This is a genomic window from Dysgonomonas termitidis, from assembly GCF_054657735.1.
The window spans coordinates 91988-106272 of record NZ_BAAHYD010000003.1; the positions used below are offsets into that span (position 1 = coordinate 91988).

Sequence of the window (14285 nt, forward strand, 5' to 3'; positions counted from 1 at the left end):
GGATGAATGGCTTACCTGCTATGCTAAATATAAGTTCCTGAAGGAAACGGAAATAGAAATACAATCGATCGCAATCAAAAAAGGCATTTTAGAGGCCGCCGCAATCATATTTAAAGATGAGCCAGATAGTAACACAATGGATAGCTGAATTTACCGACAACATTTCGTCGCCGGTAGAAGGAGTGACCGACGCGGCGGAACATGCGGCGGAGGCTATCGACGGCATTACAGAGGCGGCCAACAACGCGGGGGAAGAAATAAAGAAGCTGTCGGCTATGGACCTGAAGGCCACGGCGGATTCGATACGGGATTTGACAAACCAGTTCGAGGAGGCGATGCAACCGGGTATGGGCTTTGAGGTGCAGATGAAAAACGTGCAATCCATCACCCGGCAAACCGATGCGGAAATGGAGCGACTGGGAGACAGCGCCCGCCAGCTTGCAAAAGACTTTGGCGGCGACGCCTCTGCCCAGTTGGAAAGTTTCGGGTCTATCATTGCACAGTTCGGGCCTGCCGTCGCGAAAGATAACGACGCTTTGGCGTCGATGGGGCACGACGTTTCTACCCTTAGCAAGCTGATGCAAAACGACGCGGTAGGGGCAATGGACGCCCTGACAACGTCCATGCTGCAATTTGGCGTTGACCTCACCAACCCGAAACAGGCGGCGGCCGAAATGACACGCATGATGAACGTAATGGCGGCGGCCGGCAATGAGGGTGCATCGGAAGTGGCGGACACATCCGAGGCTCTTAAAAATTCCGGTATAGCGGCCAAAAATGCAAACCTTTCATTTGAAGAAACAAACGCCGCGTTGCAGGCTTTGGCGCAAGCCGGGAGCAAAGGTTCGGAAGCTGGCGTAGGCTTGCGTAACGTTCTCGGCAAGATGGGCGGCATAGATATCATACCACGCAAGGCGCAAGAGAAGTTGAAGCAGCTTGGCGTTGACTATGATATTGTTTCGGATAAGACATTGCCGTTTGCAACCCGCTTACGAGAACTGAAAAAGGCACAGGGCGACGCTACTCTTATCGCTCAGATTTTCGGTATAGAAAACGAAAAGTCCGCCATGGCTTTATTGAACAGCATCGACGCCCAGGAGGAAATGACGCAAGCCATAACCGGCACAAACGCGGCCTCCGAAAGTGCCGCCATTGTGATGGATTCGCAGACGGAAAGTATCTCGCGCATGACGGCATGGGTGAACGACCTGAAGATAGGCCTCTTTAATGCGATTGGCGGGATAACGCCTTTTGTCATCGGCCTTGGCACTATCGCTTTCACTATTGCCAACGTTGCGGCGGCGGCAACCGGTATCTCCAAACTGATAACCTTTGTGAAAAGCCTGACTATTGCCACCCATCTGCAAACGGCGGCGCAATGGCTGTTAAATGCAGCCTTTTGGGCGAACCCTGTAGTGTGGATAGTCGCCGGCATTGCGGCCCTTATAGCGACTATTGTGGTATGCTGGAATAAGTTTGAGGGCTTCCGCAAAGTGGTTATGGGTGTCTGGGAGGTTGTTAAAGGCTTTGGCGGCATCCTGAAGGATTTTGTAATAGACCGTATCAAAGGTATTATTTCCGGGCTTGGCGCCATGGGTGAGGCTATCTATAAACTTTTCACGGGTGATTTTTCCGGGGCCTGGGAGTCGGCCAAGCAAGGCGCAAGGGATTTGTCCGGATATGATGCTGCAATGAAAGCCAAAGAAAGTTTCTCGAACATGAGTATTTCCGGCTTATACGACGAGGGTGCGGCAAAAGGCGCGGCATCGTGGGCAGAATCACAGAAGGACAAAGAAACCGACAAGGTCGCCGGCCCTCTCGAAATGTTCCAGACTGGCGGGCAACAGGGGGCACCCCCCGCCGGAACCGGAGACGGACTGGCGACCGGAGGAAAGAAAAAAGGCGGCAAAGGCTCGAAAGACGGCGTCACCCTTGGCGGTTCCGGCAGTGGCGGTGGTAAAAGCATCGTGATGAATATTACCAACAACTTCACCGGCTTTAGAGGTACCAGGGAAATGGCGGAGGAGGTCTGCAAGGTGATTAACAACAAACTATCCGATAGTTTGGCAATCGTGTCTTAAAGGAAAAACGAAGAATGAAAAACGAAAAATATTTTTCACTTATCACTTTTAACTTTTCACTTAAATGACAGGACAGGAAAGAAACAACGCTTTATTTATCGCTGACGCCATCCGGCATATCTTCGGCATTAACAGCCCTATTTATATACCGTGGGGCAAAAGTGCGCCTTACGTCTCCGATGAGTTCCCGGACATCCGTTTTTTGCCGGAGAGCAAAAGCGAAACGGTAATGTCCGAGTTTGGCACACCTGTTTTCGGCGCAATTACGTTTGAGGGCGGCGAGTACAATATGTACGACAAACACGACGGCAATGTGGTAAAGGGCCGTTACGGCACCTACCGTTTGCCGCATTCGTGTATAGTCGAATTTTCGCGCGAGGCCAACATCACCAAAACGACGGTTTTGGGCAGTACCGGCACAGTGAAAGAGATATACGGCAAAGGCGACTGGGATATAACCATACGCGGCATAGCCTTGCAACGGCGCGACGGTACGGGAGAAACGACTCAGGAACAAATAAACGCGCTCGTGCGGTGGGACAACGTTTGCGATTCTATCCCCGTGCTTGGCGACATCTTCCGGCACAAAGAAATATATAACATCACGATTACCAATATTTCTATCCGGCCTATTGTCGGACGCTGGAACGCCATACCCTTTCAGATCGACGCCGTGAGTGATGAACCGATTGAACTGTTTTTGCTATGAGTACACTGATAATGGCGGCTGAGATATTGTTCCGGGAGTCGCGCGGGCGGGCGGGCTTTGGCATCCGCCGGGTTTCTGAAATCCACACCGAAAAGAGCTGGAAGGAATTTACAGGAACGGCCGAAATTGTCCTCCCCCGGAATGTGCGCGACTTTAAAAGGATTGAGGCAAACAGGCTCTTTGAGATCGGCGACCCGGTAACGGTCAGGTTCGGGTACGGTGCGGGAGAAGTACCGGTGGAGTTTGAGGGCTATATTTCCGACGTAGCCGACGGCGTGCCGTACCGGATAAAGCTGGAGGATGAAATGTTCAGGCTGAAACGCGGGTCGGTAACAGTCAGTAAAAAAGGCATTATACTAAAACAACTGCTCGAAACCATCGCGCCCGGCTATAAGGTTGTTTGCCCGGACGTTCCTCTGGGCACGGTAAAATATACGGACGTTGCGCCTATTGCCATACTCGAAAATCTAAAAAAGGAACTTGGCATTTATACCTATTTCGTCGATAAGGTTTTGCACGCTACCGACGGCAACTCACAGGAAAGCGGCACGATAAACGTATTGCTGGAGAAAAACGCCGTAAGTGAAAACCTGAACAGGAAAAGCAAGGCCGAGGAAAAGATACAGGTAAAATTCAAGTCCCTGCAACGAAACGGCAAGTACATTACATACGAGGAGGGTGACAAGTCCGGGACGGTGCAAATACGGAATTGGCCGTACCTCACACTGGAAGAAATAAAAGTAAGGGCGAAACGTATCGTCGAATTGCAGAAAACAAAAGGCTTTGACGGTACAATTACACTCTTTGGTATACCACGCGCAACGCAGGGCATGAAAATAGATTTGAAAAGCCTCTTTTATAAAAACATGGACGGCCTTTACTACATAGACAAGGTTGTGAAAGATTTTAGTCCCGGAGGCATCCGCCAGGAAATTACGATAGGAAACAAAGCCGCGTTATGAGTGAGATAGACAAGTTTGCTGAAAATATAGGCCGTAAGACACAGGAAGCGAGGCAGGCGCAAATCCGCTTTGTGGAGTGTGTGTCCGTGGATTGGGAAAACAAGACCATGGACGCCAGGGGAACCGGCGACGGTGGGGAATATCGCGATGTTGCCCTTGGATTTGGTTATACGGACATAAAACCGGCTGTTGGTTCTACGTGCCTTATTGGCATTATCGACGGGCAGGAGGTTGTAACATTCCTTATCAACGCCGAGGATGTGGAACTTGTGGAAACCAAGGCCGGAAAGATAATTTTCAACGGCGGCGGCAACGACGGCCTGGTCAATGCGCCGGAACTGACAAAGCGGATCAATGCCCTCGAAAACGATAACAATATGCTTAAACAGGTATTCGCGGCATGGCTTCCGGCTCCTAACGATGGCGGGGCAGCCCTGAAAACGGCGGCAGCGGCATGGGCGGGGCAACAGATAATAGTTACCAAACAGGATGATATTGAGGACAATAAAATAACGCACTGATGAAAAAGGGTATATTACTGGATACGGGCAACGATCTGCTGATAAACGTAAAACATGACAGCCGGGGCAGGATCACCGGCGGGCTGGTTGTCGGCGAACGGCAAATACAGGATGCATACATCGTACTGTCGGTAAATAAAGGCGAGATAAAAGAAGATCCTGTATGCGGCGCAAACCTGCTGCTTATGATAAGGGGAGGCCGGGATACAGAGGAAATACGCAAGACAATCGAGATCAGCCTTGCACGTGTCGGGATACAATATGATGATATTAAAGAACAGATAGTTACTAAGATTAACAAGGAAGAAATATGAAACTAAAAGTGCAACTAGGCATCTCGGTATTTCTCATTATCGTGGGCTGCGGATTACTGATCGCCGGGTTCTGCGTGCCGCCGCGGGGCGTGATCGATAATTCCGTATTGATCGCGTTCGGCGAGATACTGACATTCGTAGGAACAGTGTTCGGTATAGATTATTCATACCGGGCGAAAATATTTAATAACGAAAACAAAGACAAAGAAGATGGCAAAAATTAAATTACTGATTCCGATTATCAACCGCTGGAGCGGCGGTTATGTAAATCATCCCAACGATAAAGGCGGCCCTACAAACAGGGATGTCACTCTGGCAACATACACGGCTTACAGGAAGAAAAAAGGATTTCCGGTAACGACTATCGAGGATCTTAAGAACATGACCGATGAAGAATGGGGCGATATCCTTAAGCCGATGTTTTGGGATAAATGGCGGGCCGATGAGATAGACAACCAGTCGATAGCGAATCTTCTTGTAGACTGGCTTTGGGGTTCCGGCGTTTATGGTATCAAATATCCGCAACAGGTATTGGGTGTCGTCGCAGATGGTATTGTAGGCCCTAAGACACTGGACGCTATAAACAAATACCCCGACCAGTCGGAGCTGTTTAAAAAACTATGGCTGCGCCGGAAACAGCATTTTGAAAATATCGTGGAAAAAGACCCGACGCAAAGGGTATTCCTGAAAGGCTGGCTGAACAGGTTGAATGACTTTAAATTTTCCGGACAATGAAAGAGAGAATTTGGCTTATAATAACATTCGTAGTGATGTTGATTGGATTATTTGCCTGCAAATCCCCGCAGCCTAAAAGCGAACATTCGGTTATTGCCAATAACAGCCGGGCGGACAGTACCAGCCGCGTCGAGCGGGAGCGCGCCCGCCTGCTGACGGTTCCGGCCTCGGCTGCGTCGCTCGACCTGAACTTCGGCAGCCTGGCAGACCTGCCCATCGGTGCGAAATACACCGGAAAGCAGGGGCAGGCCACCGTAACGGTAGAGCGCATCAGCGGGGACAGTATAAAGGTGACAGCCAACTGCGACAGCCTGAGCCAATTAATTGTAGAGAAGGAAACGGAGATATTCCATCTGCAAAATAGGGTGAGCGAACTGGAGGACAAGGAACTAAAAACGGTAGAAGTGTACAGGCAAACAAACTGGCAGATTGTGTGCGGCTGGTTCGGCAAGGTATTTATGGCGGTGATCGGTATTGGTTTAATCACATTATTCCTGAAATGGAAACTAAAGCCCTGAACTCGCAATCCCTTCCCGACCTCTCCCTCCAGGAGAGCGGTACACTGGAAGGCGTCTTCGACCTGGCAGTAGCCAATAACCGGAGCATCACCGACGCGCTGGAGCCGGGGGCGGAACTGGCCACCGCCTCCCCGCGCGACAGCCAGGTGTATAACTACTACCACGTGCGTGGACTAACACCGGCCACGGGTGCGGTAGACCTGCCCGGAGGTATCGGGTATATGGGGATAGGAATCGACTTCGCAGTCAGTTAACAGTTAGCAGTAAACAGTAAACAGTAAGCAGTAAATAACTCGTATCTCGTCTACTCGTAACTTATAACTCATTACTTATAACTCATAACTAAAATATATGGCCCGTACAATCCAACAAATAAAAAAAGAAATGACCGACGCCTGGATATCCGATCCGGCCATCCGGGATAAATACGAACTGGACGCTACAAAGACATTCGAGGAGCAGTTTTCTGTTGTCTCCATCGAAAGCATTTTGTTTTTCGTCGTGGCCGCTTCTACCTGGACACTGGAGACGCTGTTTGACATCCACCGGCGCGAGGTGGAAGATACTTTGTCGGCGCAAAAGCCGCACCGCCTGAAATGGTACCGGAACAAAACGCTTGCCTTCCAGGACGGTTATCTGCTTCCTGAAGACAGCGACATTTACCCGGTGATCGACGAGGCAGCAAAGGTCGTTAAATATGCGGCAGCCGTGGAACCGCCGGACTCGTCCAAAATCCTGATCAAGATAGCCGGGGGCGATGCTTTACGCGACAAACTGCCTGATGCGACAGCCGCCCAGGTGAAGGAATATATCGACTGGATAAAAGACGCCGGCGTGCGCATCGACCTGGTGAACCTGTCACCCGACGCGTACAGGTGCGAGGTGGATATCTATTACAATGCTATGCTGCTGGCCGACCGCGTGCGGGATGCTGTGCGCGTCGCGATTGTTGGCTATATCGAAAACCTGCCCTTCAACGGCGAATATTCGAACATGGCGCTGGTCGACACCTTGCAGGGCGTCGAGGGGGTAGTGATCCCGGAACTGAAAGCGGCGTATAGCCATCCGGGCGGCGGGGCTTTCGCATTCGATATTATAAATGCGAAGCTGACACCCGTAGCCGGGTATCTGAGAGCATATAATGAAAGCGATATTGTAATTAATATGATAGCGTATGACAGTTAGCAGTAAACAGTAAACAGTAAACAGTCAAAATAACTCGTAACTCGTAACTTGTAACTCGTAACTAAAAAAAAATGAACTGGTACAGAATATCCTACTCCCGCCTGGCATTGCTCTTGCTGCCGCCGATGCTACGCAACCCCGTGCTGGCGGCTTTCCTGAACGGGGCGTTAAAGCCTGTGTCGCTGCTATATATTTCCTTTCTTGGCTTCCGGGGCGATATAGCCTATAATTTGGGGCACAACGGGCAGGTATGTTACTTGCAGGCCGTGCTTAACGATGCTTTCGATTACAGCCTCCGGCGCATCCGGATCACCGACGCCCCGGAGAATGAATGGGGCCGCTTTCTTTGGCTCGAAAGTGAAGACAGGCCCATTATGCTGGGTATATTTATATTAAATCGTGAGGCGTTCATCGGCGCGGACGGTATCGACTTTGCGGTGATCCTGCCCGCCTCGCTGAACCTTACCGGCGACGAATACAACCGGCTGAACTCGCTGCTACGATATTATAAGATGGCGGGGAAGAGATATGTGATAATAATTAAGAATGAAGAATGAAGAATGAAGAATTGCGCAAGCAACTCGTAACTCGTAACCTGTAACTCGTAACTAAAAAAATGAACAATGTAAATTACTTAGGACAATCGCAATTCCCGCTATCGAGCGACACGATGCAATTCAGCCAGGAGATGATAATGCTGGTGGCGCAACTGTCCGCGCTGGGCGGCGACGGAATATATATACTCTCCGGCTGCCAGGAGGAGGGCGTGAATGTAACGCCGGGATATGTAGTTATTAACGGCGAGATACTGCCATTCGCCGGCGGCGCGAAATTAAATACCGTATATGTGGAAGAAATACGGCGCGATGTGGACGCCTCAGGCTACCACTTCCCGCAAGTATATATTTCCCGCACGGTTAAGTTCGGGCTGGGTAACGAGCAACGGAACTGGGCCGACTTTGCACCCATCGCTACCAACAAGGCATTGGCGTCGGCTATCGACGCCATTAACCAGACGCTCTCCGGATTGCAGGGCCTGCCCGCCGGGATTATCGTTATGTGGTCGGGTTCCCCGGCCAATGTACCCGCCGGTTGGGCGTTGTGCGACGGCGTCCAGAGCCCGGTAAACCTCTCCGGCCGATTCGTTGTCGGCTACAACCCGAACGACGAGGATTATGACGCCATCGGCAAAACAGGCGGAAGCAAGCAGGTAGCATTAACCTCCGAACAGAACGGCCCGCACGTACACGAGGGTGTACCGGGAAAAATGGCCGACATGGACAGGGGTACCCTACATTCAGCCTACTCTCTCGATGATTACGGTACTACGGCATCCTCCGGCGAGGGGCAGCCGCACGAAAACCGCCCGCCGTATTATGTGCTGGCATACATTATTAAGTTATAAACGAAAAACGAAGAACGAAGAATATTTTTCACTTCTCACTTCTCACTTTTAATTTTTCACTTTCATGATTCGACCTTTAGAAACATTAAAGTCGTGGTTTACGACAGGATCTTACCCGACACAGGAGCAGTTCTGGGACTGGATGGATTCGTTCTTCCACAAGTCGGACGGCGTGGATATTAATAATATCAACGGCCTTAACCAGTATATCAATGACCGCAACCAGTCGCTGACGGAGACTATGCAGGATGAAGAGGCGGCCCGCGAGCAGGCGGACGCCGACCTGCTGGCGCAGATACAATACAACTCGGCCCGCATAGCTGAGCTACAGGGTACCGGGGGTGCGTTGCCGCACAACGATTTCGGGCAGCTTGGCAGCCCGCTGACGAATGCGGATAAACAGACGCTGACAGTTTACGCGATCTCGTATATCTGGCCCGGATATACCGATCTCGTGTATAATGCCGCAGACCCCGCCGCCTCGACATTCAAGGACGCTAATGGCGGCGACCACACGGCAGCCGAAATATTTAATTCCACATGGGTGCGCAACGACTTCGATAATCACCGCCTTGTGCTTGCTAATACGCAGGATACGGAGCCTGCCGTGTTCGACTGGGCGGATGTCGGCGCCGACGTGGTGGACATCGCGACGCAACTACTGGCCGGGATAGTCCTGGGAACGGAAGACCAGGAAGCAAATAAAGGCTATGTGAATGTGCTGGCTAACGGGCAGATGAAGGTAATAGGCTGGGATGCGCTTATAAACTCCTTATCGGCAATGACCACGCGCTACGCTTTCGAATCCGCGTCGCAGAATGTGGCTACTTTGGCCGGCATACCGGTGGCCAATGGTGGCAATGTAAATGCGACGCTGGCCGCCGCCAGCACACTGTCTGTAACGGGCGTTATCCCTACAGGGGCGGAGATGTGCATACGCGCCTATAACGGCAGCGCGGCGGCAATAACCGTCACGCTGCCGGCTACAGGCGATGTGTATGTTAACGACTACGGCAATGTATCGGTGAGCATTCCGGCAGGGAAGGCTGTGGAAATAAACCTCTGGTGTTATACGGCTGGTAAGTATAGCATACGGGTAGGAGAACCGAATTAATCAGTTAGCAGTAAACAGTAAACAGTAAAAAATATGCGACGAAGGACATACTCCAATAATGATTCCTATTATGAAGATACAGCCGGCATACAACATAGATTTAGCTTACGCAATACGCCGATAACTAACTTCTGTGTCACTGCGTCGAGTATGACCATAAAAGGAATAAACGTTTCTAAAAACAATATAAAGAATATTGTATTCGGAGAGTCATACAGGAATATTAACGCCCTGAATACTAATTTTCTCCGTAATCTTCCACAGTTAATATCCGTGGACTTATCGGTATTTACGAATGTTGCAAGTATAGGCACTGATTTCATGATAGCTGCTACTCAGTTAACGTCTGTCGACTTATCTCCATTTGCGAATGTTGTGAGTATAGGAAGTAGTTTTCTTTCGGCTTGCGGTATAACGTCTATCGACTTATCTCCGTTTGCGAATGTTACAAGTATAGGGTCATATTTATTATTCGGATGCTTAGGCTTAATATCGGTGGATCTTTCTCCGCTTATTAGCGTAACGAGCATCCAAACGGATCTTATATTCAATAGCGACAATATCCTTTTATTAAACATTGGGAATATACCCGCAACGGTATTCGCACATAATGATAGAGTATGTTCCACCGATAACATATTAGCGCCCTCTTACGTAACCGGCATTACAGTTACAGGAGTAGATGCGGCAGCCTTTATACAACGCTTCCCGAACAGGAACATAGATCCATACAGGAATCTTATTAATGCAACTACCTACGCATACGAACTCTATCCCGCGGGCGGTACAGTAACCGGCGGTACTCCATCGGGTAGTTATCCCGCCGGCGCGACTATCACCCTGCCAGCATCTGCCACAAGGAGCGGCTATACCTTCGCGGGGTTTGTGTCCGGAGCATTTCCGGGAGTTACTTACGGGCTGGGTGATACGTTTGTTATGCCGGCAGGTAATTTGACAGTTAACGCGGTGTGGACGGCGAATAATCCCCTGACAATATATGTTCAGAATACATCGTTATTATTTTTCGCATTTGTCTCCGTAGCTCCTTATCCCGGCAGTTTCAGATGGGAAGATGCTAACACGTATACTATAGCTCCGGGAGATACGATTCCTATCTCTAACGATAAAGATGGTGGTGAGTTTATTGCCGGTAGTTCTTATACTATTTATTGGAAGTTAGAAGACAATACTAACGGTACTGTCTTTATCTCCGATATGCAGGATGGCTCTAATTATCAGGTAGGATAGTGATAAAAAAAAGACTGCATGCTTACACATTACAGCCTTTTTTAAGTAGAAATTTCAGTTAAATATTGGTGTAAAAGTAAAAATAATTAGCGGATTAGCAAATGAGCGGAGCAGCTTATAACTTATTACTCATAACTTATAAATTAAAAAATTATGTTACAAATCACAACCACCGATAAGGCTATTAAGGTCGTAAAAGACGGCCAACTGGTAGCCATCAAACAAAAGGGCAAAATATGGTATAATTATACCGTAAACGGCGTGTATCTGTATCCCTTTTCGGACAAAGACGACTTTATAACCGAGACCTGGGCAAACGGCGTGACGCTCGACGGCGCCGATATCACGCCCGGCAATGTAGAAGAAAAATTCGAGGATTTTTTTTTGACTAGTGGCGGAGGGGGAACCGCCGCTGTCTGGGGACAGATAACAGGAACGCTGTCTGACCAAACCGATTTGAATGATACATTGACCGGCATACAGGAAGACACCGACGGGCTTACTGCCATAATTACAGGCGGTACGGCCGGGCAGGTGCTCACATCTTCCGGAACCGGTAGCACACCTGTCTGGCAGACTCAAAGCGTGGAGATGCCGAACGGAAGCGTTAACGACACTTATCAGGACCAGCCAGTAGACCGCTACTATTGTGTCGCTAAAATAACGTCCGACCCCCGGCCGGAGGGCAGCTTCTGGTATAAAGACATGTTCAGGTTCGATTTTATCATAGCTAATCAGGCGGCGGATATAAACGGATACTCTGCAATAGGTAATGTCAGCGTATATGCGGGACAGTGGCCGAACGACGCGCAGGTGATAAACAAAGTTGTTTCGGTAGGCACTTTAGAAAGCGGCAACCTGTATATAACTCAAGAAGAGGTTCCTGAGAATGGCGCAAAAAGGGTGGTCTATAAAATATGGATGCGTAAATATATCACTCAAACGCACGACAGTAACATCTGTTTCCTTCAGGTGTCAAATATACTGTATTATTCCGGAGAAGGAGGCATGGTCGATTACCTTATAGAATATTTCAAACCGACGGCCCCCGATGAGTTTATTGGCACTTTGCCATCACAGACAGAAGCATCAACCCCTATAGAAGAAATCTCTTTCAATGGGAATGTAAACCAGGATCTGGAGGTGCCCGGAGGGCAACAGCTGGAAGCAATCAACATACAAAACGATAGCTTGAGGCTAATGGTAGTCAGCCAGGATTGGCTGGAAGGTAACAGTGAGACAAAGATCGGGCAGATATCTTTAGTTGACTACGGCGGCGGGGAGGCAATCATCTGGGACTACCAAAATGGATGGAACCCTGACTTTGACTTCCTGTATGCCGATACTGACAAAGAGTATTATGTAGCATGGGACACAGTAACTAAAACTATAACATTCACCCCGGGGGATGTAGTTACGAATGTAAGCCCTGATATAGGTGTATTGGATGGGATGTTATGGGTGAACGGGTCGCCGGGAGAATCGGTAGAGGTGTAAAAAAGCCGGGTACAATGATATGATGCTGTATAAGTTTACAGTGTGACGCAGTCGGCGCGCAATAGTAAAGCCCCTTTCGGGGCTTGCTTCGTTTTGGTGCTTTGTGTGTTTTTATGTACATTTGGTTCTGTGTTTTGTGCGATTTGGTTTTTGCAATAATAGAGGGTAAGTAAGAAATTATGAATTTGAGAAAAGTTGTCAATTTTGTCAACTTTTGATAAATAATAAGTTTTAAGCAGTATATAATGAGTAGTTTATATGATATAGTTAAAATACTCCCTCCGGGGGCTAGGGGGCCTAGATGATACAATTTGCAAATGAACATACAATGCCGTTGGTTCGCCGGATGTGGAAAACATGCTTTGGCGATGCTGACGATTTTCTGGATATCCTTTTTAAGTATAAGTACAGGAATGAAAATACGCTGATATACTTTGACGGGGATAAAGCTGTCGCCTCTTTGCAGATGCTGCCCTATACAATTACGTTTTACGGAGAAGAAATTCCCTTTGCCTATTTAGCGGGGTTATGTACTCTGCCCGAATACCGCAGAAGGGGGTATATGGATCGATTGATACACAAGGCGCACAGCGTGATCGGAGAGAGAGGGATACCCTTATCCATCCTTGTGCCGGCAGAGGACTGGCTATACGGTTTTTATGAAAAATACGGTTATCAGAAAGTATTTGATAAAGGAAATACCCCGTTATATCCGTTAAAGAAGATACTGGAAGATAATCCTGATATGGCCGGGGCTTACAAAGTATATGACGCATTGTTCCGCGGTAAAGACCTTTGTGTGCAAAAAACATTTACGGATTTCAAAGCTATAGTAGAAGAGCAAATCATAGACGGATTTCCGGAAAAGTACGATATCGCAGGGATGGCGAGGATAATGGACGCAGATTTCCTGTACGGTTTGTACTCCGAAAAACAACCCCATGCCGATATGGAGATAAAAGATATACGTTTCCTATGCCGCCTGTTGTTCGGTTATAAGACGGATGAACTGGATGAGCCTTTCAGAAGCTTATTCCCGTTGCGTCATCCTGTAATGAACCAGATGCTCGAATAAAAGATTTTTTAAGAACACCGGAATGATTTTTTAGGCCGATTCTGAAAGAAATCCACTATCTTTGGTACTTGATTTAATGCTGTATCCTGCTAATGGAAAACTTCGGAATAAGAGATATTGTTGATATACTGTTGGTTGCAACAGTAATGTATCAATTGTATAGGATTGTATCGAGGTCTGGTACGGGCGCTATTTTTAAAGGTGTTTTAGCATTTATAATCCTTTGGGTGCTTGTCTCGCAGGTGTTGCAGATGCGCCTGATGGGTGCTATCCTCGATAAGTTTACCGACTTCGGGCTGTTTGTACTTATCATCATTTTTCAGGATGAAATAAAGCGTTTCCTTATATCCCTTGGTTCGAACCGTACTTTTCGCTTTATAACGAAGATATTCAGGTCGAAAGATGTAGGGGAGTTAAACGATTCTGTAATAACCTCCCTGGTGCTGGCTTGTATGAATATGGCCAAGACTTATACCGGAGCCCTGATTGTGATAGAGCAGGAGATAAAACTTGGTAATTATGCCGATACCGGAGAAGCACTGGACGCCGATATAAGCACACGTCTTATAGAGAATATTTTCTTCAAGAATACGCCTTTGCACGATGGGGCTATGATTATAGGAGGTAACAGGATCAAGGCGGCAGGATGCATCCTTCCGGTGGCCCAGAACCATGATATTCCAAAGTCTTTCGGGTTAAGGCACAGGGCTGCCATCGGTATATCGCAGGAAACTGACGCTAAAGTAATTGTGGTATCGGAAGAACGCGGTAAGATCTCATTTGTGAGTCAGGGTAAGATCGAAGCGAATATAACTCCTGAGAAATTGCAGGAACTTCTTATAGGAAGTATGCGTAAGAAGAAAAAGGCGAAAATGACAGGAAGTTAATTTTGATAACAGGACTAAAATATAAGGCGTAAAA

Annotated in this window: 18 protein-coding genes; 17 read left to right on the forward strand and 1 reads right to left on the reverse strand. The window is 48.3% G+C overall.

Features of this window, described 5'->3' with window-relative positions; translation table 11 throughout:
* Positions 1 to 88: 88 nt before the first annotated feature.
* Positions 89 to 292: a hypothetical protein gene (locus ACYQ3L_RS21545; protein WP_379994986.1), complete on the reverse strand. Its 204-nt coding sequence runs from the start codon at positions 290 to 292 to the stop codon at positions 89 to 91.
* Here ACYQ3L_RS21545 and ACYQ3L_RS21550 point away from each other — a divergent pair.
* The 17 genes from ACYQ3L_RS21550 to cdaA all read left to right on the forward strand — a co-directional run bounded on the left by ACYQ3L_RS21550 (position 276) and on the right by cdaA (position 14251).
* A complete protein-coding gene (locus ACYQ3L_RS21550) occupies positions 276 to 2081 on the forward strand; it encodes a phage tail tape measure protein (RefSeq protein ID WP_379994984.1) in 1806 nt (601 codons plus the stop codon). The two genes, ACYQ3L_RS21545 and ACYQ3L_RS21550, sit on opposite strands and share 17 nt — an antisense overlap.
* Positions 2082 to 2310: 229 nt before the next feature.
* The gene (locus tag ACYQ3L_RS21555) at positions 2311 to 2790 is read left to right on the forward strand and encodes a DUF6046 domain-containing protein (RefSeq protein WP_379994852.1); all 480 of its coding nucleotides are present in this window, start codon (positions 2311 to 2313) and stop codon (positions 2788 to 2790) included.
* Positions 2787 to 3752: a hypothetical protein gene (locus ACYQ3L_RS21560; protein WP_379994850.1), complete on the forward strand. Its 966-nt coding sequence runs from the start codon at positions 2787 to 2789 to the stop codon at positions 3750 to 3752. The genes ACYQ3L_RS21555 and ACYQ3L_RS21560 overlap by 4 nt, the downstream gene beginning before the upstream one ends.
* Complete coding sequence (locus tag ACYQ3L_RS21565) at positions 3749 to 4273, forward strand: hypothetical protein (RefSeq protein WP_379994848.1); 525 nt, start codon at positions 3749 to 3751, stop codon at positions 4271 to 4273. Before ACYQ3L_RS21560 ends, ACYQ3L_RS21565 begins: the two co-directional genes overlap by 4 nt.
* Positions 4273 to 4587 carry a hypothetical protein gene (locus ACYQ3L_RS21570; protein ID WP_379994846.1) on the forward strand — a complete coding sequence of 105 codons (315 nt, stop codon included), beginning with the start codon at positions 4273 to 4275 and terminating at the stop codon, positions 4585 to 4587. Before ACYQ3L_RS21565 ends, ACYQ3L_RS21570 begins: the two co-directional genes overlap by 1 nt.
* Positions 4584 to 4811, forward strand: coding sequence for a hypothetical protein (locus tag ACYQ3L_RS21575; RefSeq protein WP_379994844.1), 228 nt, complete (start codon positions 4584 to 4586; stop codon positions 4809 to 4811). The genes ACYQ3L_RS21570 and ACYQ3L_RS21575 overlap by 4 nt, the downstream gene beginning before the upstream one ends.
* Positions 4798 to 5322, forward strand: coding sequence for a glycoside hydrolase family 108 protein (locus tag ACYQ3L_RS21580; RefSeq protein WP_379994842.1), 525 nt, complete (start codon positions 4798 to 4800; stop codon positions 5320 to 5322). The genes ACYQ3L_RS21575 and ACYQ3L_RS21580 overlap by 14 nt, the downstream gene beginning before the upstream one ends.
* Entirely contained in the window at positions 5319 to 5840 is a 522-nt protein-coding gene (locus tag ACYQ3L_RS21585) for a hypothetical protein (protein WP_379994840.1), read from the forward strand. Before ACYQ3L_RS21580 ends, ACYQ3L_RS21585 begins: the two co-directional genes overlap by 4 nt.
* Positions 5822 to 6094: a hypothetical protein gene (locus ACYQ3L_RS21590; RefSeq protein ID WP_379994838.1), complete on the forward strand. Its 273-nt coding sequence runs from the start codon at positions 5822 to 5824 to the stop codon at positions 6092 to 6094. Before ACYQ3L_RS21585 ends, ACYQ3L_RS21590 begins: the two co-directional genes overlap by 19 nt.
* 97 nt (positions 6095 to 6191) lie before the next feature.
* Positions 6192 to 7025, forward strand: a complete 834-nt coding sequence (locus ACYQ3L_RS21595) for a hypothetical protein (RefSeq protein ID WP_379994836.1) — start codon at positions 6192 to 6194, stop codon at positions 7023 to 7025.
* A 71-nt stretch (positions 7026 to 7096) separates the two neighbouring features.
* Positions 7097 to 7582: a hypothetical protein gene (locus tag ACYQ3L_RS21600; protein WP_379994834.1), complete on the forward strand. Its 486-nt coding sequence runs from the start codon at positions 7097 to 7099 to the stop codon at positions 7580 to 7582.
* 59 nt (positions 7583 to 7641) lie between these two features.
* Complete coding sequence (locus tag ACYQ3L_RS21605; protein ID WP_379994832.1) at positions 7642 to 8430, forward strand: hypothetical protein; 789 nt, start codon at positions 7642 to 7644, stop codon at positions 8428 to 8430.
* A gap of 64 nt (positions 8431 to 8494) precedes the next feature.
* Positions 8495 to 9544, forward strand: a complete 1050-nt coding sequence (locus ACYQ3L_RS21610) for a hypothetical protein (RefSeq protein WP_379994830.1) — start codon at positions 8495 to 8497, stop codon at positions 9542 to 9544.
* Between the two features lie 33 nt (positions 9545 to 9577).
* Complete coding sequence (locus ACYQ3L_RS21615) at positions 9578 to 10792, forward strand: InlB B-repeat-containing protein (RefSeq protein ID WP_459952482.1); 1215 nt, start codon at positions 9578 to 9580, stop codon at positions 10790 to 10792.
* 153 nt (positions 10793 to 10945) lie between these two features.
* Positions 10946 to 12289, forward strand: coding sequence for a hypothetical protein (locus ACYQ3L_RS21620; protein WP_379998520.1), 1344 nt, complete (start codon positions 10946 to 10948; stop codon positions 12287 to 12289).
* 301 nt (positions 12290 to 12590) lie between these two features.
* Positions 12591 to 13364 carry a GNAT family N-acetyltransferase gene (locus tag ACYQ3L_RS21625; protein ID WP_379998518.1) on the forward strand — a complete coding sequence of 258 codons (774 nt, stop codon included), beginning with the start codon at positions 12591 to 12593 and terminating at the stop codon, positions 13362 to 13364.
* Positions 13365 to 13456: 92 nt separating this feature from the next.
* Positions 13457 to 14251, forward strand: a complete 795-nt coding sequence (cdaA, locus tag ACYQ3L_RS21630) for a diadenylate cyclase CdaA (protein ID WP_194225267.1) — start codon at positions 13457 to 13459, stop codon at positions 14249 to 14251.
* The last annotated feature ends 34 nt before the right edge of the window (positions 14252 to 14285 follow it).

What these genes read in the sequence shown, in the direction of transcription:
- ACYQ3L_RS21550 (WP_379994984.1), top strand. Translation starts at nt 276, where the DNA reads ATGGACCTGAAGGCCACGGCGGATTCGATACGGGATTTGACAAACCAG.
- ACYQ3L_RS21555 (WP_379994852.1), top strand. Translation starts at nt 2,311, where the DNA reads ATGTCCGAGTTTGGCACACCTGTTTTCGGCGCAATTACGTTTGAGGGC.
- ACYQ3L_RS21560 (WP_379994850.1), top strand. Translation starts at nt 2,787, where the DNA reads ATGAGTACACTGATAATGGCGGCTGAGATATTGTTCCGGGAGTCGCGC.
- ACYQ3L_RS21565 (WP_379994848.1), top strand. Translation starts at nt 3,749, where the DNA reads ATGAGTGAGATAGACAAGTTTGCTGAAAATATAGGCCGTAAGACACAG.
- ACYQ3L_RS21570 (WP_379994846.1), top strand. Translation starts at nt 4,273, where the DNA reads ATGAAAAAGGGTATATTACTGGATACGGGCAACGATCTGCTGATAAAC.
- ACYQ3L_RS21575 (WP_379994844.1), top strand. Translation starts at nt 4,584, where the DNA reads ATGAAACTAAAAGTGCAACTAGGCATCTCGGTATTTCTCATTATCGTG.
- ACYQ3L_RS21580 (WP_379994842.1), top strand. Translation starts at nt 4,798, where the DNA reads ATGGCAAAAATTAAATTACTGATTCCGATTATCAACCGCTGGAGCGGC.
- ACYQ3L_RS21585 (WP_379994840.1), top strand. Translation starts at nt 5,319, where the DNA reads ATGAAAGAGAGAATTTGGCTTATAATAACATTCGTAGTGATGTTGATT.
- ACYQ3L_RS21590 (WP_379994838.1), top strand. Translation starts at nt 5,822, where the DNA reads ATGGAAACTAAAGCCCTGAACTCGCAATCCCTTCCCGACCTCTCCCTC.
- ACYQ3L_RS21595 (WP_379994836.1), top strand. Translation starts at nt 6,192, where the DNA reads ATGGCCCGTACAATCCAACAAATAAAAAAAGAAATGACCGACGCCTGG.
- ACYQ3L_RS21600 (WP_379994834.1), top strand. Translation starts at nt 7,097, where the DNA reads ATGAACTGGTACAGAATATCCTACTCCCGCCTGGCATTGCTCTTGCTG.
- ACYQ3L_RS21605 (WP_379994832.1), top strand. Translation starts at nt 7,642, where the DNA reads ATGAACAATGTAAATTACTTAGGACAATCGCAATTCCCGCTATCGAGC.
- ACYQ3L_RS21610 (WP_379994830.1), top strand. Translation starts at nt 8,495, where the DNA reads ATGATTCGACCTTTAGAAACATTAAAGTCGTGGTTTACGACAGGATCT.
- ACYQ3L_RS21615 (WP_459952482.1), top strand. Translation starts at nt 9,578, where the DNA reads ATGCGACGAAGGACATACTCCAATAATGATTCCTATTATGAAGATACA.
- ACYQ3L_RS21620 (WP_379998520.1), top strand. Translation starts at nt 10,946, where the DNA reads ATGTTACAAATCACAACCACCGATAAGGCTATTAAGGTCGTAAAAGAC.
- ACYQ3L_RS21625 (WP_379998518.1), top strand. Translation starts at nt 12,591, where the DNA reads ATGATACAATTTGCAAATGAACATACAATGCCGTTGGTTCGCCGGATG.
- cdaA (WP_194225267.1), top strand. Translation starts at nt 13,457, where the DNA reads ATGGAAAACTTCGGAATAAGAGATATTGTTGATATACTGTTGGTTGCA.